Origin of the sequence: Photobacterium sp. TLY01 (genome assembly GCF_021432065.1) — a bacterium.
Classification (GTDB): domain Bacteria; phylum Pseudomonadota; class Gammaproteobacteria; order Enterobacterales; family Vibrionaceae; genus Photobacterium; species Photobacterium halotolerans_A.
This window is the reverse complement of the sequence record NZ_CP090364.1, coordinates 2,026,502-2,047,987: the sequence shown is the minus strand read 5'-3', so window position 1 is coordinate 2,047,987 and position 21,486 is coordinate 2,026,502. Positions and strand designations below refer to the sequence as shown.

Sequence of the window (21,486 nt, the reverse complement as noted above, 5' to 3'; positions counted from 1 at the left end):
ACGAATCAGGCCGCTTCAAAGCGGCCTGATTGAATGAGCAATGTCCTGTCTTTACCATTTCTTTTTCGGCTGGAACAGGACATCCAGTTCGTCCTGCTCTTTTTCCAGCATTTCCTGACGCTGTTTTGCATTGCTCTGATTCTGCGAGTTATCAATTTCATCCAGCATGGCCTGCAATTTTTCGCGGGCCTGATTGGCATAATTGTGATTTTTGGTTGCCAGCGCATCCAGCCCTTTTCTTAACAGCTGTTTGGCGGTACCAATCTGGCGTTTCATGCGGGCATCGTTAGCACGTTTCACGACGTTTTCAATGTTGATGCGCAGCTGTAACCCTTCCAGACGGGCGTTCTCAGCGACGAATGCCTGGGTGCCCAGACGGCCTTTGCTGTGTTCGCTTTTTACGACCTGTTTCAGACGTTTGACCAACTGCAGCATGGCAATCGCCTGACGATCTGTGGTGGGGACTTTAAAGCCAGACATTTCATTCGGGGTGTAATTTTGCTGCAGCTGATGAATCTGCTCCCGGACGTTGTGAATACGCTGGGGCATGGAGCGATCTTTCTGATCAACCTCGAACATGCTTTCGAGCGCAGACAGAATACGTTGATTCAGACAGACCAGTAATTCTTTGCTGTAAGGCAAATGATGAGCATGACCTATCAGATCTTCACTGGAGTCGATGATGGCAATGTGCTTCGCCAATTCCTGCTGCTTCTGGCTCTCCAGCTGCTGCCGGTACTGAATGATAACGTTATAACCCACAACCAGGACTAACAACAGGCCGATAAGACCGACCACTAAAGGTATACTCATAAAACTCGATCAGATAATCCACAGACAAACGAAGCCATAAGATACACCATCTGATCATGAGGTCATAGCATAGGGTAGAATTTTGCTCATAGCCTCACATTCGCAGTGCGCACATTTTTACATTGGGGATAGTCACTGGTTATCTGTCACTGGTGCAGGGACGTATAGATTTTCAGCTGTTGTCAAATTCTGATGACCAGAATGCGTTCAGAGCCCATGTGTTGCTGTACATGTGCATTTTAGACACTATGATACTGTATATAACAGAGTGAAATAGATAGTCGCATTGTTAGAATGTAACGGACTATATTTGGGACGGGAAAATGAAACTACAACAATTACGCTATATCGTTGAGGTGGTGAACCATAATCTCAATGTGTCCTCGACGGCTGAAAATCTGTATACCTCTCAACCGGGTATCAGCAAACAGGTTCGTTTACTTGAGGATGAGCTCGGCATTCAAATTTTTGAGCGTAGCGGTAAACACCTGACCAAAGTGACGCCGGCGGGTGAAAATATTGTCCGGATTGCGCGCGACATTCTTTCGCGAGTAGAAAGCATTAAATCGGTTGCCGGCGAATATACACATCCGGAAATGGGGACGCTGCATATTGCGACCACCCACACTCAGGCGCGTTATGCGTTACCCAAAGTGATTCAGGGTTTTATTGAACGTTACCCGAAAGTCTCTTTGCACATGCATCAGGGCACGCCTTCCCAGATTGCGGATGCGGTTTCCAAAGGGACGACTGTCTTTGCCATCGCCACAGAAGCTCTGCATTTATATCAGGATATGATTATGCTGCCGTGCTATCACTGGAATCGTTCCATTGTGGTGCGCTCCGATCATCCCCTGGCCCAGAAGAAAGATATTACGATTCATGATCTGGCCGCGTATCCATTAGTGACCTACGTGTTTGGTTTTACCGGACGCTCTGAACTGGATAATGCGTTTAACCGCTCCGGGTTAACGCCCCGTATTGTGTTTACGGCGACTGATGCTGATGTCATCAAAACCTATGTGCGGCTGGGCATTGGCGTCGGTGTGATGGCAAGCATGGCAATTGATCCTGAGACGGACCATGATCTGGTTGCCATTGATGCCAGCCACATTTTCGAAGCCAGTACCACGACCATTGGCTTTAAAAAAGGCACTTTCCTGCGGACTTATATGTACGATTTCATGGAGCGCTTCGCCCCGCATCTGACCCGGAACGTGGTTGACCAGGCGTTGGCACTCAAAAGCAATGACGAAATCGAAGCCATGTTTGCCAATATTAAGCTTCCGGTGCGCTGAGTTTGTTTAGCCGTCTTCTTTCTGAAAAGCCGCGTTAAGCGGCTTTTTTGCATACACTTCATGATTCACTGCTCTTGCGACCTGAGATGAGATAAAATACGGGCTTTCAGTTTATCCGCGTATCAGGGTTATCCATGTCTGCCTGTTTTGACAAATTTTGTCAGTTAGATGCTTTGCTGACTCAGGAAAAAGCATACTGGCAGTTCATGCCTTTCGCCTGCCAGGATTACCCCTGGCGACACAGTAATCCTGAGCTGTCGACCTGGCTGGATGCGTTGTCCGAGCTGGATCTGGCTCTCTTGCTGGAGGACAGTGCAGCGCTTGTTCGTGAACTCGCTGTTTTTCTTCCTGTCTTGCCTGAAATGCATCAACTCGCTGATATTCCTGCATTGGCGCCGGTTTCAGACGTTTCACCGCGTCTGCCTCGGGGACTGGATGTGGGGATTCCGGGCCGAAAATGGCAGCAGATATTAGCATTTAATGCGGTATTGCCTTCGCATCAGCTTCCCTGGCTGGAGTGGTGTGCCGGGAAAGGGTATTTAGGGCGAGTGTTGGCCGCATGCCACCATACAGAGGTTACCAGTCTTGAATGGCAGCAGTGTCTGACGCAAGACGGCCAGCTCGCTGCCAATCAGCTCGGGTTGCCAATGACCTTTATTCAGGCGGACGCCTTTGCCCCGGAAAGCGCCAGAGTGATAAAGCCGGATCAGCATGCGGTGGCTTTGCATGCCTGCGGTGATCTGCATGTGAGCCTGCTGGAGCAGGTGGCGGCAAAGCGCACCGCGGCGGTCAGTGTGTCACCTTGCTGTTATCACTTGATCCGTCATGAAGTCTATCAGCCCTTGTCGGCACCGGCTAAAGCGAGTGAGCTGAGATTATCCAAGCATGATCTCAGAATGCCGTTACAGGAAACCGTCACAGCCGGACAGCGGGTGAAACAGCAGCGATTTGTGGAAGTCAGCTACCGTCTGGGCTTTGATGCACTGCAGAAACACCTGACCGGCAATCACGAATATCTGCCTGTCCCGAATGTTCAAAAAGCTCGCTTAAAGCATGGGTTTACTGATTTTTGTCAGTGGGCTGCAGCGCAAAAAGGATTACCGCTGACCGGAGACATTGACTATTTGCACTGGCAGCAACAGGGTGAGGCTCGCTTTCGAGAGGTCGAGCGTATGGAGCTGGTTCGCCAGGCTTTTCGCCGTCCCCTCGAAATGTGGCTGGTTTTTGACCGGGCATTGTTGATGCAAGAAGCTGGTTATCAGGTGTCTGTCGGCACATTTTGTGATAAACCCACCACGCCAAGAAATATTATGATTCACGCACAATTGGAGAAATAATGGAGACAAGCACGCTGATTTATTGTGCGCTGGCTTTATCGGCCGGTTGTTTTGTTCAAAGTACTGTTGGCTTTGGCATGGCCATTGTGGCAGCACCGATTGTGTATTTTTATGAGCCCCGTTTTGTGCCGGGTGTGGTGACATTTGTTGGTCTGATACTGGCGCTGATTAATATGTGGCAGTACCGCCGGATGATTTCATTTACCGGCATGAGCGCGGCCTTTGTCGGTCGTGTGCCTGGCACTATCGTGGCCGGCTGGATATTGGTGTACATCAGTGCTGAGCATCTGGCTCTGATACTGGGCGCGGGTGTGCTACTGGCGGTTCTGATCAGTTTGTCGAAGGTTCGCTTTAAACCCACCCCCAAAGCTTTATTTGTAGCCGGGTTTACGTCCGGCCTGATGGGAACAACAACCAGTATTGGCGGTCCGCCAATGGCCCTGGTGCTTCAGCATGCGGAAGCCGGAAAATTAAGAGCGAATCTGGCTGTGTATTTTGTTTTCAGCTGTGTTTTATCGTTGATAGCCCTTTCGGCAACCGGTCACTTCAGTCTGTGGCACTTGAAATACGCATTGATTGTTTTGCCCGCACCGATACTGACCACCTTGCTTGCTTATAAGGTTCAGCATTTGATCAAAACGGAGTGGGTCAGATATGCCTTGCTGGTGCTCTGTACGTTTGCGGGCATGGCCGCTATGTGGCAGGGACTCAGTCCGATGTGGACCTGACAGGGCAGAGGCTGCTGAGCGCAGCGGCCTCTGGCGTTAGGGGGTTTAGCTGGCTTTAGGGATGATATTAAACAGATTAAACTGCCGCTGTTCCAGTTCATGGGCCGGCATGGGTTTACCCATATAATAGCCCTGGCAATAGTCAAACTCGCATTCCTGAATATACTCCAGCTGTTCAAGTGTCTCGACACCTTCGGCGACCAGTTTCAGGTTCAGCTTGTCGCAGATGGCACAGGTGGCTTCGACAATAGCCCGGCTGCTTTGGTTATTGGCCTGCACGAAGCTTTGATCGAGTTTCACCATCGTAATGGGCAGATTCTGCAACTGAGAAAGTGACGAATAGCCGGTTCCGAAATCGTCAAGATGAAGCTCAATCCCCAGTTCAGCGAGATCAACCAGGCACTGTTTAGCGTCATCGTATTCCTGCAACATGGCAGATTCCGTTAACTCTAATGCCAGTTGTTTGGCGTCAATGTCGTAGTGTTCGAGTAAGTTAGCAATATAACTGGCGAGACTGGCATGCAACTGCGCCCGGGATAAATTCACACTGACCGTAAAACGCTTCCCATAGGTTTTATTCCAGTGTGAAAGCTGCATACACGCTTGCTTCAGCGTCCATTTTCCCAGCGGTACAATCTGGCCGGTTTCTTCAGCAAGCGGAATGAATTCAGATGGTGCAACCTGACCGAGATCTTCATCGTACCAGCGAATTAAGGCTTCGAATCCACCTAACCGATTGTTTTTCAGATCGACGATAGGCTGGTAATACAGCTCAAAGGCTTCAGCATCCATGGCCAGCGTCAGGTGGTGGCGCAATGTCATTTTACGGTATAAATCTTCCGCCATCTCGGGGGAGAAATGATGGCATCGATTCCGTCCTCTCAGTTTGGCACGGTGCATGGCCATGTCGGCCTGGGTGATGAGCGTTTCAATTTTCTTGGCGTCATTCGGGAAGCTGGCCATCCCGATACTGCAGCCGATCGACAATTCACCGACTTCTTTCAGATGAAAAGGCTTATTGAGATTGGTAATCAGCTTTCGCGCAAACTGGGCGGGATCGTCAACCTGACGGTGGTCAATCTGGATAATGAATTCATCACCGCCAAAGCGGGCCAGTAAACCGTTGAATTTAACAATTTCGCTGAGCCGAATCGCGATAGCCCGCAACATCTTATCGCCAATGGCGTGGCCATAGGTGTCGTTGATCAGCTTAAATCCGTCTACATCCAGAAACAGCAAGGTATAAGGCTGAGACGAATGCTGAGAGGCATGGATAGCATTAATCATGCCTCTGCGGTTCAGCAACCCGGTCAGATAATCGTGTTCTGACTGGTATTTCGCTTGTTTTAACTGCTCTTTTTCCTGGCTGATATTGACCAGACTGAGTAAGAGTTGCTGTTTGTCAGCCAGCCACTTGCCATCAATGCTGAACCAGTCGTAATTTCGTCCTGTCCAGCACAGTTTTCTGTGGTTAACAACCTGACCTTCACTGGCATCATGTAACCATTTCTCTGCCAATTTAATGTCGCCGACAAACGTGGCGAGGCTGTCGAGCTGCTCACCAAACGCGTGAATGAAGGCGCGATTGGCACTGAGCAGCTTGCCCTCGGACGAAAAAAGCAATGCCAGATTGGAGCCATCTGAAAATGCCAGCTCACGTCTCAGACTGGCTTCCTCAGAGATGACATGGACCAGCATGGCGATTCTGCCATCTTCGCTCGGAATTCCAGAAAAATGACACAAGGCATTTTTCACTTTGCTCTTGGGGCTGTAGCTCCACCAGAGTTTGAGTGACTCACCGCGTTTGAACATTTGCAAATAGTCATTCAGGGTCGCTTCTACCGCGTCGGACATATCCTGTCCCAGATCCCGTGAGGTCAGCTCACTCAGGCTCTCTGCCTCCCAAAGGGGAAGTGCAGCAGAATTCGCCCAGATAATGGCTTTGTTTTCGATGTCGAAAACCCATACCGGGGATTGCAGATATTCAAAGGTCGTAAAGAATTGGCTCATACCAGATAAAGGAATGACTTTAAAGGGGCAATGCCTCAACGATAGCCTAAATTGTCGGAGGCATACATGCGAGAGGGTGTAAAGCGTGATATTGGTTCAGGAAGTGGGTGTTGCATAAATGTAAATTAATGATAAATAAGCACAAATAGTGAGCTGGCCGTCTATCATTTTGCTCGGGAGTGTGCTGGGCCGGTGATGAGGCAGTCTTTGAGACAGGGCTTAGCGAAATGACTAAGCCCAGAATTGTTCTAATCTGACAGGTAAATGTACACTCACTTTTCATTATGAAACTCAGTGTGCATTTTTATGATGATTTACCCGACGGCAGGAATCAATCCAGCCATCTGTAGAAACTGAGCTGTGATGATCAGCACACCTGCGCTGGTTGCCATAATCAGCGCAGGTTTACCACCGCTGACCTGGTACTCACCGGCTGTCTGACGTTGTCCTCGCTGAACATAAACCATGGCCACAGGCAGGAAGATAGCCAGTATCACGAGGGCAATGGCCGCATAACCCAGCGCCATAATAAAGCCCTGAGGATAAAACAGCGCAAAGCACAAAGGTGGAATAAAGGTAAAGAGAGCCGTTTGTACTCTGCCGGATGTCGAATTTTTCTGATTTAAGGTATCTGACAGGAAATCAAACAAGCCCAGGCTTACCCCGAGGAAAGAGGTCGCCAGTGCAAGATCGGCAAAAATAGAAACAGAATTACTGACCATCGGGCTTTTGAGCAGCGTGCTCAGTGCGGCAATAAAGTTGCCAAGGCTGGAGTTGGCGATCAGATCAGACTGGCTGAGAATGCCCTGGCTGGCAATTTGCCACAGCAAATAAATGACCAGCGGCACAGATGCACCTACGATCATCACTTTTCGCAGCGCTTTCATATCAATACCGACATAGCGGACAATCGAGGGAATACTGCCGTGGAAGCCAAAGGAAGTGAACACGACAGGTAGCGCGGAGATCAGCAGGCCTTTTTCGACGGGCATATCAACCAGATGCTGTCCCTGAATATGCGGCAGCAACAGGCTCAGCATAACTGCCAGCGCAATAATTTTCAGCGTGAACAGGATACGGTTGACCAAATCAACCGAATGCGTCCCGACGGACACCACAGTCGCAATCAATAAGGTGAACAACACTGTGCCAGTCTGAGGCATGACATCCAGTCCAAACCAACCGGACAATTTGTCATTGAGCTGTGCACCGCCACCGGCAATATAGGCCGCACATAATGCGTAAAACAGAAACATCATGGCAATGTTGGCGACAACTTGTCCTTTTGTGCCCAGTAACTCTTTCGCCAGTGAGTGGAGCGTCGCTGAAGGATCAGCATGTTGATGAACTTCCAGCATCAGCAGGGCTGTGTATACCATCAGTGCCCAGATACCGATCATGGTCAGTGTGGCGGTTGTAAAACCTAATCCGGCCGATGCCAGCGGCAAGGCCAGCATCCCTGCGCCAATGGTTGTTCCGGCAATAATTAACGTACTGCCGAAGGTTTTGTTCATGCTCATCGAGTAAAAACTCCCTGTATTTTTATTGGTTTAGTGAGTGGGAGAGGGGGCGGTCAGGCTGATTCTCTCCGAAGAAAAAATATAGCCACAATGGTGCACGGGGTTGGAAGGAATTGATATGTTCAGCTTTCTTTACAACGCACTCGACCACTGTGGCCGACGATAATAGGATTTCATGACGAGTATACTCATAACATTTATACAACAACTGGTCTTTTTGTCTGTAAATTGTGCTGATTGGCAGGTGTAATTTACTGCAGGCACTTTAAATGCAGAAAAAACACCTGTCAACTTTTGTTTATTTTGGTGTAAATTTAAGTTTACGGTGTGGGTCGTTATTCAGTGTGCGTCATGGATTGCACCGAAGAGGGTTTTCAATTAACAGTGCTTAAGATTCTCTCGTGGTTGACTAAGTGTTACAGTGAAGTGCCAACTGAATCAATAAGAGGAACAACATGTTGCAAGTTGTCATGATAAGTACCGGTGAAGAAGTCCTGCATGGAGATATCGTTGATACCAATGCAGCATGGTTGTCCCGTTTGTTTTTTCAGAACGGATTCGCGTTATCGCGACGCACAACCGTCGGTGATCAGCTTGAAAGTCTGGCATCGGAAATCGAGCAGTGCAGCCTGACGGCTGATATCGTCATTGTAAATGGGGGGCTGGGGCCGACTACGGATGATTTGACTGCTCAGGCGGCAGCCATTGCAGCAGGAGCCGGCTTAGAGCAGTCGGAGTTCTGGGTTGAACAAATGATCGAAAAGTACCGGATTCTGGGGCGTGACATGCCGCAGGCAAATCTGAAGCAGGCCATGCTGCCAGAAGGCGCTGACGTGCTGGATAATCCGGTTGGCACCGCATGCGGTTTCATGATGAAGCTGAACCGTGCGCACTTGTTCTTTACTCCGGGCGTACCCAGCGAGTTTAAAGTTATGGTCGAAGACGAGATCCTGCCGAGGCTGAAATCGCTGCACCCGGAAGTTGCCAGCCTTGAATGCCACCGGCTGTACAGCTTCGGCTTATCCGAATCAGGGATTAACGACACTCTGGCTTCTTTGCCATTACCCCCGTCATTCCAGCTGGGCTACCGATCTTACTTACCTTTTATCGAAGTGAAGTTGTTTGCACCAAAAGATGATACTCAGGCTGCTGACGTGTTAGCGCAAATTCAGGCGCGGCTGGGGGAGAACATTGTCGGTGCCGGTGAAACTTTGCTGGATACCATAGGCACACATTTCTCCAAAGCCCCGCTTACATTAACCGTTGCCGAGCAGTTTACCGGCGGTGACGTGCTCAACTGGCTGCAGGATAACCCGGCGACTCAGACCGCATTAAGTCAGGGCTGGTTGCTGACGACCCAGGTCGATCCTTCGTTGAGCGACGCTGAACCTATGGGGGCTTCTTTAGCAATGGCCGCCGCCGCCCGGCAGCAGACGGGTTCTGATCTGGCGCTGGTTTGTGGACCGCTGTATGACAACAGCATTGCGATTGCCCTGTCTACGCCAAACGGTGACTGGGCGCAGCACGTGCGTACCCGACGGCAGTATGCCAATAAACCTCACCGGAAAATGGTTGCGACTTTGATGCTGGATATGCTTCGTCGATGGCAAACGGGTCAGACCGTAATTGGCCAGTATGAATCGTTCGAACGGTTGAGTGAGTTGTTTTTACCGGCAGAGCCGAGCTGATTCAGGACGGGACACAAGATACAAAAAAGCCAGTCTGGATTACAAAGACTGGCTTTTTTGACAGTGGCAGGCCCTGTACTCAGTGTTGAGAAGGGTTACTCATTCACTGCAGACGGAGAGAGCTGGACCTGATAATCAAACTCCAGGCTCAAGTCTGAGGTGGGTATGGAGCGGCAAGCAAGGATTTCGCCCGGTGCAACAAAGGCCATCGCCTCGCGCTGCTCTACACTGCCTGCGGTCAGCTTGCACCGACAAGCTCCACACATACCATTGCGGCACTGGTACTCAGGCTGTAAGCCCGCACGTTCCAGCTGAACTAATAAGGGCTCATCGTTATTACCAGAAACCTTCTGTCCGTTAACCGTAATGGTCAATCGGCTCATAGTTCGAAGTCACCCAGATCGTCAGCGCTGACATCATTATCAATCTGACCGACCAGATAAGAACTGATCTCCGCTTCCTGTGGCGCAACTTGTACATTGTCAGAAGACAGCCAGGCGTTAATCCATGGAATCGGGTTTTGCGTGGCACCCGGGTAAGCCGGTTTCAGGCCAACCGCTGTCATACGCAGATTGGTGATGTATTCAACGTACTGACACAGGATATCTTTGTTCAGACCGATCATCGAACCGTCTTTGAACAGATACTCTGCCCATTCTTTTTCCTGCTCTGCGGCATCTTTAAAGATGTCAAAGCTCAGCTGTTCGCACTCACGGGCAATGTCCGCCATCTCAGGATCATCCTGACCGGTACGCATCAGGTTCAGGATATGCTGAGTGCCTGTCAGGTGCAGTGCTTCATCACGTGCGATCAGCTTGATGATTTTGGCATTCCCTTCCATCAACTCACGCTCAGCGAAGGCAAAAGAGCAGGCAAAGCTGACGTAGAAACGGATCGCTTCCAGTGCATTGACCGACATCATACACAGGTAGAGTTTTTTCTTTAACTCGTGCAGGCTGACCACAACAGTTTCACCGTTGACAACATGCTCACCTTCGCCCAGACGGTGATAATCGCTGGTGCCTTGGATCAGTTCGTCGTAATAACGGGAAATATCACCGGCGCGTTTAATAATGTGTTCATTCGTCACAATATCGTCAAATACCACACCTGGGTCGTTCACGATATTGCGGATAATGTGTGTGTAAGAACGCGAGTGAATGGTCTCAGAGAATGACCAGGTTTCAATCCAGGTTTCCAGCTCAGGAATAGAAACCAGTGGCAGCAGGGCAACGTTCGGACTGCGACCCTGAATGGAATCCAGCAGCGTCTGGTACTTCAGGTTACTGATGAAAATATGGCGTTCGTGCTCTGGCAGATTGTTGAAGTTAATCCGATCGCTGGATACATCAACTTCTTCCGGGCGCCAGAAGAAAGATAATTGCTTTTCAATCAGTTTTTCGAATATTTCGAACTTCTGCTGGTCGTAACGCGCAACGTTCACCGGCTGCCCGAAGAACATAGGTTCATGCAGCGGGTTGTTGTTAGTTTTACAGAAAGTACTGTATGCCATTGTGTCCTCAGCATCAAAGGGGAGCCGAAGCTCCCATTTGTTTTTGTTAGTGATTATATCTTGCAGCTGGTGCAGTCGTCTGCGGCGACGTCGCCCTGAGCATCAGAAGCACCATCGCGGGTGTTGTGATAATACAGAGTTTTAACGCCGAGTTTATACGCTGTCAGCAGGTCCTTCAGCAAGAGTTTCATTGGCACTTTGCCACCCGGCTGAATACTCGGGTCGTAGTTGGTATTGGCAGAAATCGCCTGATCCACGAATTTCTGCATAATGCCGACCAGTTGCAGGTAGCCATCATTGCTGCCAATGTTCCAAAGCAACTCATAGTTGTTTTTGTATTTATTGTATTCAGGAACAACCTGCTTCAGGATGCCATCTTTAGACGCTTTGATGGAAACGAAACCACGAGGGGGCTCAATACCATTGGTGGCGTTCGAAATCTGAGAAGAAGTCTCAGAGGGCATCAGTGCCGACAGGGTCGAGTTACGCAGACCGTGCGTGACGATCTCCTGGCGCAGGGCTTCCCAGTCATAACGCAGTTCCTGACCACAGATCTTGTCCAGATCTTTCTTATAGGTATCAATTGGCAGGATACCTTTTGAATAGGTGGTTTCATTGAACGCCGGACAAGCACCACGCTCTTTCGCCAGACCCACAGAGGCTTTCAGCAGGTAGTACTGAATGGCTTCAAAGGCCTGATGCGTCAGGTTGTTCGCACTGCCGTCAGAATAACGCACGCCGTGTTTTGCCAGATAGTAAGCAAAATTGATCACACCTACGCCCAGAGTACGACGGTTCATGGTCGCACGGCGAGCGGCTGGCAGTGGGTAATCCTGGTAATCCAGCAGGGCATCCAGAGCACGAACGGTCAGCTCTGCCATTTCTTCCAGCTCATCCAGGTTCTCAATCGCACCCAGGTTGAACGCAGACAGTGTACACAGTGCGATTTCACCGTTTTCATCTTCCACGTTGGTCAATGGCTTGGTCGGCAGCGCAATTTCCAGACACAGGTTCGACTGGCGAATCGGGGCAACCGCCGGGTCAAACGGGCTGTGGGTATTACAGTGGTCCACGTTCTGAATATAGATACGGCCGGTAGACGCACGCTCTTGCATCAGCAGAGAGAACAGATCGATCGCTTTCACTGTCTGTTTTTTAATGCTGTCGTCCTGCTCATACTTCACATACAGGCGCTCAAACTCATCCTGATCGGCAAAGAATGCATCATATAACCCAGGGACATCAGACGGTGAGAACAGAGAAATGGTCTCGCCTTTGATCAGACGGGTGTACATCAGCTTGTTGATCTGAACACCGTAATCCATATGACGAACACGGTTTTCTTCAACACCACGGTTGTTTTTCAGCACCAGCAGAGATTCAACTTCGCGGTGCCAGATTGGGTAGAACAGGGTAGCAGCGCCGCCACGAACACCGCCCTGAGAGCAGCATTTCACCGCAGTCTGGAAATACTTGTAGAACGGAATACAGCCAGTGTGGAAGGCTTCGCCGCCACGGATTTCAGAACCCAGGGCACGAATACGGCCAGCATTGATACCGATGCCCGCACGCTGGGAAACGTAGCGAACAATCGCGCTGGCGGTTGCATTGATAGAATCCAGGCTGTCATCACATTCAATCAGGACACAGGAGCTGAACTGACGGGTTGGCGTACGCACACCAGACATAATTGGTGTAGGCAGGGAAACCTTAAACAGGGATACAGCATCATAAAAGCGCTTGATGTAGTCCAGACGGGTATCTTTCGGGTACTTACTGAACAGGCACGCAGCAATCATGATGTACAGGAACTGGGCACTTTCGTAGATTTCACCGCTGACACGGTTCTGAACCAAGTACTTACCTTCCAGCTGTTTGACCGCAGCATACGAGAAATTCATATCACGCCAGTGATCGATGTAATTATCCATCACGGCGAATTCTTCAGCAGAATAATCTTCCAGCAGGTGCTTGTCGTATTTTCCCTTGTCGACCATTTTGCTGACATGATCGAACAGTGTGGGTGGCTCGAACTGACCATACGCTTTTTTACGCAGGTGGAAGATGGCAAGGCGGGCAGCCAGATACTGGTAATCTGGCGACTCTTCCGAAATCAAGTCAGCCGCTGCTTTAATGATGGTTTCATGAATATCTTCGGTTTTGATGCCATCGTAGAACTGGATATGAGACTTCAGCTCAACCTGCGACACTGACACATTCTCCAGACCTTCAGCGGCCCAGGTAATGACACGGTGGATCTTGTCCAGATCGATGCGTTCTTTGCGTCCATCACGCTTGGTAACAGTTAGCTGTTGATTCATTTTTAATCGTTTTCCCAGTTTTCCCTGATCTATAGTGCTTTTTTGCAATTTTATTAAGAAAGTGAAGGAAGATTGTGATCTTCGTTACACTTAAAATGATAGACCAAAACACTATATATTGGGGTGTTAAGCCATGTGGCAAACAAGATAGTGGTGAGCATACGAATTTGCAAGCTGGTATTTTTTGACCGCTTGTGGATAACGTGGGGATGTAAAATGGATAGTTAGTGCGTACTCACCTATTTCATCAGACTTGCCAGTGTCATAGGAAAATGCAAACAAAATGCGCCTGTTTTTTCCGCCGGAAAAAAATTTTTTTCCTTGATTTTTCCTGATTTTCCGCTCTATTTTTGCGTGCAGCATGATCGGTCAAAAAAGGGGCTTTCGTTACGATTATGTTGCTCCAGAATAGGGATGAGTGCGGCGGGTTCAGGCAGGATGGCCTGGGCTTGCCACAGGTCGGGACGATGCTCGTCGCCTATGTATCCCCAGCCTGCGACTGCACCTGGCATGCGCGCAGCCCGCGCGGCAATCATGTCCTTTTCGATGTCGCCGATATACAGGCAGTGTTCAGGAGGGATGTCCAGCAACTGGCAGGCATGCCACAGCGGGTCCGGGTGGGGCTTTGCTTTATCTAATGTGTCGCCACAGACAACGACCTCAGCCTCAGACAAGACAGGGAAGTAGGGCAGCAGGCGCTGAGTAAGATAGCCAGGCTTATTTGTCATTATTCCCCATGGAAATTTATTTTCTTTTAAATACGTTAAAAGTACATCAATTCCATCATACATTGATGTTTTTAAACAAATTTCTTCGTGGTAATAATCAAGAAATTTTTGCCTGAGGTGTATGGGGTTGAGATGTGCGGGTATGGTGCCAAATCCTGCTTTGATCAGGCCATTGGCGCCGTAGCTGGTGTTGGCCTGGATCTGCGCTGCCGTCAGTGGCTGAACATCATAGTCCGCCAGAACTCGGTTCGCCGCTCTTGCCATATCCGGAGCGGTATCAAGCAAGGTGCCATCCAGGTCAAAAAGTACAGCGTCAATCCGGTAACCCCACATAAGCTGTGTCCTTATCTCAAGCGCGAATATAGAAAGTACAGTGAGTGTGATTAAAGCATATCAGCAAAAGGGCAAAACAGTAGGATAATGCATCTTATCCGGACATCGGGCTAAACGCGGATGAAAGGGAGACCAGCCAGGCCGGAATAACGAGCCTGGCGGCGGTGTGACAGCGGGTTTATTCGGGTTTTACGGTATGCAGAATATAATTGACGTCCACGTTACGACCCAGTTTATAAGTGTCAGTGAGTGGGTTGTAGTGCAAACCGGTTATGTGACGGTCTTCAAGGGGAGTCAGATCAACCATTGCCATCAATTCTGACGGACGAATGAACTTTTTGTGATCATGTGTACCTTTTGGGACCAGTTTCATCACCTGCTCGGCACCGACAATCGCAAACAGATAGGATTTCATGTTCCGGTTCAGGGTTGAAAAGAACACATGACCGCCAGGTTTCACCAGTCGGGCACAGGATGCAATCACAGAAGCCGGGTCCGGCACATGTTCCAGCATTTCCATACAAGTGACGACGTCGTACTGTTCGGGGTGCTGTTCGGCATGTTCTTCAACCGTCTGCTGGATGTAGTCCAGCTTGGTTCCGGTTTCCAAAGCATGCAGGCGAGCGACCGTTAATGGCTCTTTCCCCATGTCCAGGCCAGTCACTTCCGCGCCTTCTCTGGCCATACTTTCAGCCAGGATGCCGCCGCCGCAGCCCACATCGAGGATTTTTTTGCCAAACAGTCCGCCGGCATGGTCAATCACATAGTTCAAGCGCAGTGGGTTGATCTGATGCAGCGGCTTGAATTCGCCTTCCAGATCCCACCAGCGTGATGCCATTTCTTCAAATTTACTGATTTCTGCCGGATCGACATTTAACTGCTTGGTCATTCTTGCTCGCCATTTCCATTGATGTCAGAGCGGGCATTATAGCGAAAGACGGCTGACTTGAAATGCCTGTTTCTTTAACCTGGGTTTGGCGCAAGAAAATACAGGGGTTCTGGTGCATCTTTCGTCAGTCGCTGATTTTGTGTATAAAAAACCGTCACTTGATGGTAGCGAGAGTCGCCATTGATTGCACAAAAGGACAAGTGTTTATTTTCAATTCGTAAAATTACTCACAAGAAAGGCACTGAAAGGTGTGCCTATTAAGTGGGAAATATGCTATATTCCCGCACCTTGCACGTATAAAAATACGACAGAATCTACCTGAGGGATAGTGGCTCCATGAGCGATCTTGCAAAAGAGATCACGCCGGTAAACATTGAAGAGGAGCTGAAAGGCTCGTATCTCGACTACGCGATGTCCGTCATCGTGGGTCGTGCTCTTCCTGATGTGCGTGATGGCCTGAAGCCGGTACATCGCCGCGTACTATTCGCGATGAACGTACTCGGTAATGACTGGAATAAACCATACAAAAAATCTGCCCGTGTTGTGGGCGACGTGATCGGTAAATATCACCCGCATGGTGATAGTGCGGTATACGACACTATTGTTCGTATGGCACAACCTTTCTCCCTTCGTTATATGCTGGTTGATGGCCAGGGTAACTTCGGTTCCATTGATGGCGACTCCGCCGCGGCAATGCGTTACACCGAAGTGCGGATGAGCAAAATTGCTCACGAACTGCTGGCCGACCTGGATAAAGAAACTGTCGACTTTGTTGACAACTATGATGGCACAGAGCGGATTCCTGCTGTGTTGCCAACCAAAATTCCTAACCTGCTGGTGAACGGTGCGTCCGGTATTGCCGTAGGTATGGCGACCAATATTCCACCGCATAATCTGGGTGAGGTGATTGACGGCTGTCTGGCATTTATGGACAACGATCAAATTACCATCGACCAGCTGATGGAATACATACCGGGTCCGGATTTCCCGACAGCGGCGATGATCAGTGGCCGTAAAGGTATTATTGACGCTTATAAAACGGGGCGCGGTAAAGTTTACATGCGCTCTAAGGCCGAGATTGAATCAGACAAAAATGGGAAAGAAACCATCGTTGTCACCGAGATTCCTTATCAGGTCAATAAAGCGCGTCTGATTGAAAAAATCGCTGAACTGGTCAAAGAGAAGAAAGTCGAGGGCATCAGTGCACTGCGTGACGAGTCTGATAAAGACGGCATGCGCATTGTGATTGAGTGTCGCCGTGACGCTGTGGCTGAGGTGGTCCTGAACAACCTGTATGCACAGACTCAGCTGCAAACCACGTTTGGTATCAACATGGTGGCGCTGGATAAAAACGGCCAGCCTAAGCTTTTCAATCTGAAAGAGATGCTGGAAAGCTTTGTCAACCACCGCCGTGAAGTCGTGACACGTCGTACCATCTTTGAACTGCGTAAAGCACGTGAACGTGCGCATATTCTGGAAGGTCTGGCGATTGCACTGGTCAATATCGATGAAATCATCGAACTGATCCGTCAGGCGGCGACGCCGCAAATTGCCCGTGAAGGCCTGCTGGCCCGTTCATGGCAGTTGGGTGACGTGGCGGCCATGCTGGAACGTGCCGGTGTGGATGCGGCTCGCCCTGAGTGGCTGGCTGCTGAGCTGGGTGTTCGCGAGGGTATGTACTACCTGACAGAACAACAGGCACAGGCCATTCTGGACTTGCGTCTGCACAAACTGACCGGTCTGGAACACGAGAAGATTCTCGACGAGTACAAAGGTCTGTTAACTCAGATCGAAGAGCTGATGCTGATCCTGAGCAGTGCTGAGCGCCTGATGGAAGTGATTCGTGGTGAACTTGAGCTTGCCCGGGAGCAGTTCAGTGATGTTCGCCGCACCGAAATTACAGCGGCCAGCCATGATATCGACCTGGAAGATCTGATCACGCAGGAAGACGTGGTGGTGACTTTGTCTCACCATGGCTATGTGAAATATCAGCTGCTGGCTGATTACGAAGCACAGCGACGCGGTGGTAAAGGGCGTGCAGCAACGCGTATGAAGGATGAAGACTTCATTGAACGCCTGCTGGTTGCCAATACCCACGATACGATTCTGTGCTTCTCAAGCCGCGGTCGTATGTACTGGCTGAAGGTTTACCAGTTACCGCAGGCTAGCCGGACTGCACGTGGCAAGCCAATTGTGAATATCCTGCCGCTGGAAGAGAATGAGCGTATTACCGCAATTCTGCCGGTGAAAGAATATGAAGAAGATAAGTTCATCTTCATGGCAACGGCAGACGGTACGGTGAAGAAAACACCGCTGACCGATTTCAGCCGTCCTCGCAGTGCCGGTATTATTGCGGTGAACCTGCGTGAGGGTGATTCACTGATTGGTGTGAATATCACGGACAGCAACAATGACATCATGCTGTTCTCTGCCGCCGGTAAAGTGGTACGCTTCTCTGAAGAGCAAGTGCGTGGCATGGGCCGGACTGCGGCAGGTGTCCGCGGTATCAAGCTGGCCAATGACGACAAAGTGGTCTCGCTCATCGTACCTAGCCATGAAGGTGATGTGCTGACTGTGACTGAAAACGGTTACGGTAAGCGTACCAGCCTGGAAGAGTATCCGGCGAAGAGTCGTGCGACTCAGGGTGTGGTGTCCATCAAGGTCTCCGAGCGTAACGGCTCTGTGGTTGGTGCGGTTCAGGTGCAGGAGGGTGATGAGTTCATGATGATCACCAATGCCGGTACTCTGGTACGTACCCGTGTCGCAGAAGTCAGCCGCGTTGGTCGAAATACTCAGGGGGTGACTCTGATTCGTACTGCAGAAGATGAACAAGTTGTTGGTCTTCAGCGTATTGAAGAACCTGAGGATGACGAGTTGGCGCAAGTTGACGGCGAAGAGGTTGTGGCGGAAGTGACAACGGATGCCGATGCGGCCGCCTTGCCTGAAGAAGGCGATGAAGCCAAAGACAGCAGCGAAGACTGATCGTTCGCTTAACCAGAAAAACGCAGCTCTACAGCTGCGTTTTTTTATAACATTTTTTTAGCAAAATGCCTCTTTTGTTTGTTTCGTTGATGCTGTTCGGTATTTTTTATTGTTTACTCAACAAAAAAGGTTTTCAGCAACCAATGAAAGGTGTAAAAAAATAGAACACAGATCCGGTTATTCATGCGGTTGATAACAGGGTCATCTCATTTTCTCAAAGCAGGAGCATGTTTCTCATCATGGATAAGGTTTATAACTTTTGTGCAGGTCCGGCAATGATGCCGGCAGAAGTGCTGGTGAAAGCCCAACAGGAATTGGTGAACTGGAATGGTCTGGGCACCTCGGTCATGGAAATCAGCCACCGAAGTAAAGACTTTATCGCTGTCGCAGAACAGTCCGAGCGTGATTTACGTGACCTGCTGGCTATACCTGACAACTACCATGTTCTTTTCTGCCACGGTGGTGCGCGGGCACAGTTTGCTGCCGTGCCGATGAACCTGCTGGGCGATGCCACCACAGCGGATTACATTGACGGCGGCTACTGGGCACACAGTGCCATTGAAGAAGCCCAGAAATACTGCCAGCCGAATGTGATTGATATTACGTGCGAGCGAGAAGGCAAAAAAGCCGTCCTGCCGGCAAGTGACTGGGCGCTGACTGAACACGCGGCCTATGTGCATTTCTGTCCGAACGAGACAATCGATGGGATTGAGATCCGTGACTTGCCACAGACGGACAAGCCGATTGTCGCCGATATGTCTTCTACCATTTTGTCGCGCAAAATCGACGTGTCACAGTACGGAGTGATCTACGCCGGGGCGCAGAAAAATATCGGCCCGGCCGGTCTGACAATCGTGATTGTGCGTGATGATTTGCTGGGTCTGGCCAAGGACATTCTGCCAAGCATATTGGATTACAAAGTGCTGGCAGAGAAAGAATCCATGTTTAATACACCACCAACCTTTGCCTGGTATCTGGCCGGTGAGGTGTTCAAGTGGCTGAAAGGCATCGGTGGCGTCGAGGCGATGCAAGCACGCAATGAAGCAAAAGCGAAATTGCTTTATGACTTTATTGATCAGTCTGACTTTTATCGCAATGAAGTGCATCAGGCGAACCGTTCATTGATGAATGTTCCTTTTCAGCTGAAAAATGCGGAACTGGATAAAGCCTTCTTGCAACAGGCAGATGCTGCGGGCCTGAAAGCTCTGGCGGGTCACCGTGTGGTTGGCGGTATGCGGGCCTCTATTTATAACGCGATGCCAATTGAGGGCGTTCAGGCGCTGGTCGATTTCATGGCGGCATTCGAACGCGACAATGCCTGAGTAAAGACAACTGCAGTCAAGCCGCCTGTTCAGGCGGCTTGTTTGTTTATGCCGTTTGGCTGTCTTTGAACGTCAGGTGGGTTGTAAACACTTCTCCATTATCTTCTGCCTGATAATCCCATCCCATTCTTTCGCATATCCGGCTGACGATCACCAGCCCGCAGCCATAACCGGCGTTTTCTGTATCGTGCCCGCCATGTCTGTTGGCTATGCTGAGCTGAATGCCGTTCAGGGCGATATCAATATTTCCAATGCTGTAGCTGAAGGCATTTTTGATCAGGTTGTTGATAATGATGGAGACAAAACTTTCCGGTGCCTGCACGGTAGCCGTGTGATTGAGTGTAAGCGCGTAGCTGGTATTCTGACGGGCAAATAAGGGGGAAAGCTCATCCAGTTGCTGCTGCAAAATCGTGGCGAGATGACATGGCGAGAAGAAGCTGTCATCAATCTGCTCGCGGCCAAGAAGCAAGAAAGTCTCTGTTAATAAAGTCATCTCCTGGCTGGCTTGCTGTAAGCGGCTTACGGCCTTTTGTGCAATGCGTGGTTGATCCGGGATCCTTTTGAGGATATCTGCAGACCCCTTAATCACCATGATAGGTGTTCTGAGCTCATGGGACGCAAAGCGGCTGAATTCCTGCTCTCGCTGAAAAAATTTTGCGATGTTGAGCTTACTGTCGCGCAGGCTTTGTTCAATGGCTCGGGTTTCGCTAAAGGCGGTATCCAGGTCAAAGACAGGCTCGCCAGGTGGCATCTGGGCAATTTTCTTCTGGATAGCGATCAGCGGCTGAGACAAGGTCCGTGACAGGTACACCCCATAAGCTGCGATGGCCAGAGTCACCGCGATACCAAGGAGCAGTGTGATGCTGTGCAGGCTGTTCTCGTACTCGTCAAGATAGTCATCGGCATCGTCCTGAAAAACCAGATAGAAAAGCCCTTGGCCGGAGGGATGTTCAATCACGGTAAAGTGCTTATCTTCGGTGCCAAGCAAGTGTTCGTAAAATCCGGGCTGATGATAGGGAACCAGCCAGTCCGGCAGGGTTTCTTCGCTCCAGTAACTGGCAAACTCCTCCGGGTTTGGCAGCGGCGTGTTATGGCCTGTGATCCGGTATTCCTGGGCATACTGATTGGCCTCAGTATCCAGCCAGTGATGCAGGCTGATGATTTCGAGTTGTTCTTCAGCGATGAAAATGACCGAACCAAATAAGCCGAACATCGCCAGGGTGAGCAGTAAAAAACTGATTCTCAGGCGATGAAAAATGCTGGGATAGACGCGATCAGTTTTTGAGCCGGTAACCTTTGCCATGAATTGTCTCTAGTCTGCTGGTCTCAAATCCTTTATCAAGGGCATTTCGTAAGCTGTACACATGGCTGCGTAACGCATCGCTGGGCGGTGCATCTTCGCCCCATACGGCATCGATCACTTCCTGCCGGCTGACAACAGCCGGTGCCTGACGTAACAGCAGCCGGAGAATCTTGAACTGAATGCGGCTGAGCTTGATGGGTTGACCCGCCCGACTCACTTCTTCCGTTTGAGGGTTGAGCGCGATATCGGCATAGGTCAGGATGCCAATGTCCTGTCTGGGCCCCCGGCTGGCAAGGGCTTTCAAACGCAGAGTCAGCTCTTCCATTGCGAAGGGTTTGAGCAGGTAATCATCACCACCGGCATTAAATGCCGCGACCTTACTGTCCAGGCCGTCCTTGGCTGTGAGAAACAAAATAGGGGTGTTGCAGAACAGCTCCTGACGCAGTGTCTGTACCGTGGTAATACCATCCGCTCTTGGCATCATGATGTCCATAATAATGACGTCATAATGATTTTCTGCGACCAGAGCCAGCGCCGCTTCGCCGTGAAAGGCAAAGTCAGTTTCCATGCCTTCCAGCTCCAGATAATCGGCAATGGTTTCCGATACTTTATGGTTATCTTCCACAATCAGAACCCGCATGCAGCCTCCTTTATGCGTCTTCACGAATACTTCACGTCTCATTGCATACCATATGCCGTAT

At 50.0% G+C, this 21,486-nt stretch carries 16 protein-coding genes; 6 read left to right on the top strand and 10 right to left on the bottom strand.

Annotation, left to right across the window (positions count from 1 at the left end):
• Positions 1–51: 51 nt before the first annotated feature.
• Positions 52–813, bottom strand: a complete 762-nt coding sequence (locus tag LN341_RS09755; protein ID WP_046219677.1) for a hypothetical protein — start codon at positions 811–813, stop codon at positions 52–54.
• A gap of 323 nt (positions 814–1,136) precedes the next feature.
• Between LN341_RS09755 and cysB the strand changes: the two genes are divergently transcribed.
• The 3 genes from cysB to LN341_RS09740 all read left to right on the top strand — a co-directional run bounded on the left by cysB (position 1,137) and on the right by LN341_RS09740 (position 4,176).
• Positions 1,137–2,111 carry an HTH-type transcriptional regulator CysB gene (cysB, locus tag LN341_RS09750; protein ID WP_046219678.1) on the top strand — a complete coding sequence of 325 codons (975 nt, stop codon included), beginning with the start codon at positions 1,137–1,139 and terminating at the stop codon, positions 2,109–2,111.
• A gap of 134 nt (positions 2,112–2,245) precedes the next feature.
• Positions 2,246–3,448 carry a methyltransferase gene (locus LN341_RS09745; protein WP_234203182.1) on the top strand — a complete coding sequence of 401 codons (1,203 nt, stop codon included), beginning with the start codon at positions 2,246–2,248 and terminating at the stop codon, positions 3,446–3,448.
• A complete protein-coding gene (locus LN341_RS09740; protein ID WP_234203181.1) occupies positions 3,448–4,176 on the top strand; it encodes a sulfite exporter TauE/SafE family protein in 729 nt (242 codons plus the stop codon). Before LN341_RS09745 ends, LN341_RS09740 begins: the two co-directional genes overlap by 1 nt.
• A 45-nt stretch (positions 4,177–4,221) precedes the next feature.
• On the opposite strand, the gene LN341_RS09735 is transcribed toward LN341_RS09740, so the two are convergent.
• Both LN341_RS09735 and tyrP read right to left on the bottom strand, forming a co-directional pair.
• Complete coding sequence (locus LN341_RS09735) at positions 4,222–6,186, bottom strand: bifunctional diguanylate cyclase/phosphodiesterase (protein WP_046219681.1); 1,965 nt, start codon at positions 6,184–6,186, stop codon at positions 4,222–4,224.
• Positions 6,187–6,500: 314 nt separating this feature from the next.
• Positions 6,501–7,706, bottom strand: coding sequence for a tyrosine transporter TyrP (gene tyrP / locus LN341_RS09730; RefSeq protein ID WP_046219682.1), 1,206 nt, complete (start codon positions 7,704–7,706; stop codon positions 6,501–6,503).
• A 455-nt stretch (positions 7,707–8,161) separates the two neighbouring features.
• Here tyrP and LN341_RS09725 point away from each other — a divergent pair, with 455 nt between their 5' ends.
• On the top strand, positions 8,162–9,394 hold the full coding sequence (locus tag LN341_RS09725) for a CinA family nicotinamide mononucleotide deamidase-related protein (protein WP_234203180.1): 1,233 nt from the start codon (positions 8,162–8,164) through the stop codon (positions 9,392–9,394).
• Between the two features lie 95 nt (positions 9,395–9,489).
• Here the strand turns inward: LN341_RS09725 and LN341_RS09720 are convergent, their stop codons facing one another.
• From LN341_RS09720 to ubiG, 5 genes are all read right to left on the bottom strand, one after another.
• A complete protein-coding gene (locus LN341_RS09720) occupies positions 9,490–9,777 on the bottom strand; it encodes a 2Fe-2S iron-sulfur cluster-binding protein (RefSeq protein WP_046219684.1) in 288 nt (95 codons plus the stop codon).
• Entirely contained in the window at positions 9,774–10,907 is a 1,134-nt protein-coding gene (nrdB, locus tag LN341_RS09715) for a class Ia ribonucleoside-diphosphate reductase subunit beta (RefSeq protein ID WP_046219685.1), read from the bottom strand. The genes LN341_RS09720 and nrdB overlap by 4 nt, the downstream gene beginning before the upstream one ends.
• Before the next feature lie 53 nt (positions 10,908–10,960).
• Entirely contained in the window at positions 10,961–13,228 is a 2,268-nt protein-coding gene (gene nrdA / locus LN341_RS09710; RefSeq protein WP_046219686.1) for a class 1a ribonucleoside-diphosphate reductase subunit alpha, read from the bottom strand.
• Positions 13,229–13,572: 344 nt separating this feature from the next.
• Entirely contained in the window at positions 13,573–14,289 is a 717-nt protein-coding gene (locus LN341_RS09705) for an HAD family hydrolase (RefSeq protein WP_046219687.1), read from the bottom strand.
• 178 nt (positions 14,290–14,467) lie between these two features.
• Complete coding sequence (gene ubiG / locus LN341_RS09700; RefSeq protein ID WP_046219688.1) at positions 14,468–15,178, bottom strand: bifunctional 2-polyprenyl-6-hydroxyphenol methylase/3-demethylubiquinol 3-O-methyltransferase UbiG; 711 nt, start codon at positions 15,176–15,178, stop codon at positions 14,468–14,470.
• A gap of 336 nt (positions 15,179–15,514) precedes the next feature.
• On the opposite strand from ubiG, the gene gyrA reads away from it, so the two are divergent.
• Both gyrA and serC read left to right on the top strand, forming a co-directional pair.
• On the top strand, positions 15,515–18,160 hold the full coding sequence (gene gyrA, locus LN341_RS09695) for a DNA topoisomerase (ATP-hydrolyzing) subunit A (protein ID WP_234203179.1): 2,646 nt from the start codon (positions 15,515–15,517) through the stop codon (positions 18,158–18,160).
• Between the two features lie 239 nt (positions 18,161–18,399).
• Positions 18,400–19,482, top strand: coding sequence for a 3-phosphoserine/phosphohydroxythreonine transaminase (serC, locus tag LN341_RS09690; RefSeq protein WP_234203178.1), 1,083 nt, complete (start codon positions 18,400–18,402; stop codon positions 19,480–19,482).
• 46 nt (positions 19,483–19,528) lie between these two features.
• On the opposite strand, the gene LN341_RS09685 is transcribed toward serC, so the two are convergent.
• Together LN341_RS09685 and LN341_RS09680 are read right to left on the bottom strand one after the other, a co-directional pair.
• Positions 19,529–20,785 (bottom strand): HAMP domain-containing sensor histidine kinase, encoded by a 1,257-nt coding sequence (locus LN341_RS09685; protein WP_234203177.1) that lies wholly within the window; start codon positions 20,783–20,785, stop codon positions 19,529–19,531.
• Positions 20,757–21,425, bottom strand: coding sequence for a response regulator transcription factor (locus LN341_RS09680; RefSeq protein WP_234203176.1), 669 nt, complete (start codon positions 21,423–21,425; stop codon positions 20,757–20,759). The genes LN341_RS09685 and LN341_RS09680 overlap by 29 nt, the downstream gene beginning before the upstream one ends.
• Positions 21,426–21,486 lie beyond the last annotated feature (61 nt).

Bases quoted from the DNA above. Each gene is read 5' to 3' on its own strand.
- gyrA (WP_234203179.1), top strand. From the start codon at position 15,515: ATGAGCGATCTTGCAAAAGAGATCACGCCGGTAAACATTGAAGAGGAG.
- LN341_RS09735 (WP_046219681.1), bottom strand. From the start codon at position 6,186: ATGAGCCAATTCTTTACGACCTTTGAATATCTGCAATCCCCGGTATGG.
- LN341_RS09705 (WP_046219687.1), bottom strand. From the start codon at position 14,289: ATGTGGGGTTACCGGATTGACGCTGTACTTTTTGACCTGGATGGCACC.
- LN341_RS09745 (WP_234203182.1), top strand. From the start codon at position 2,246: ATGTCTGCCTGTTTTGACAAATTTTGTCAGTTAGATGCTTTGCTGACT.
- LN341_RS09740 (WP_234203181.1), top strand. From the start codon at position 3,448: ATGGAGACAAGCACGCTGATTTATTGTGCGCTGGCTTTATCGGCCGGT.
- LN341_RS09685 (WP_234203177.1), bottom strand. From the start codon at position 20,785: ATGGCAAAGGTTACCGGCTCAAAAACTGATCGCGTCTATCCCAGCATT.
- ubiG (WP_046219688.1), bottom strand. From the start codon at position 15,178: ATGACCAAGCAGTTAAATGTCGATCCGGCAGAAATCAGTAAATTTGAA.
- serC (WP_234203178.1), top strand. From the start codon at position 18,400: ATGGATAAGGTTTATAACTTTTGTGCAGGTCCGGCAATGATGCCGGCA.
- LN341_RS09680 (WP_234203176.1), bottom strand. From the start codon at position 21,425: ATGCGGGTTCTGATTGTGGAAGATAACCATAAAGTATCGGAAACCATT.
- LN341_RS09755 (WP_046219677.1), bottom strand. From the start codon at position 813: ATGAGTATACCTTTAGTGGTCGGTCTTATCGGCCTGTTGTTAGTCCTG.
- cysB (WP_046219678.1), top strand. From the start codon at position 1,137: ATGAAACTACAACAATTACGCTATATCGTTGAGGTGGTGAACCATAAT.
- LN341_RS09720 (WP_046219684.1), bottom strand. From the start codon at position 9,777: ATGAGCCGATTGACCATTACGGTTAACGGACAGAAGGTTTCTGGTAAT.
- LN341_RS09725 (WP_234203180.1), top strand. From the start codon at position 8,162: ATGTTGCAAGTTGTCATGATAAGTACCGGTGAAGAAGTCCTGCATGGA.
- nrdB (WP_046219685.1), bottom strand. From the start codon at position 10,907: ATGGCATACAGTACTTTCTGTAAAACTAACAACAACCCGCTGCATGAA.
- nrdA (WP_046219686.1), bottom strand. From the start codon at position 13,228: ATGAATCAACAGCTAACTGTTACCAAGCGTGATGGACGCAAAGAACGC.
- tyrP (WP_046219682.1), bottom strand. From the start codon at position 7,706: ATGAGCATGAACAAAACCTTCGGCAGTACGTTAATTATTGCCGGAACA.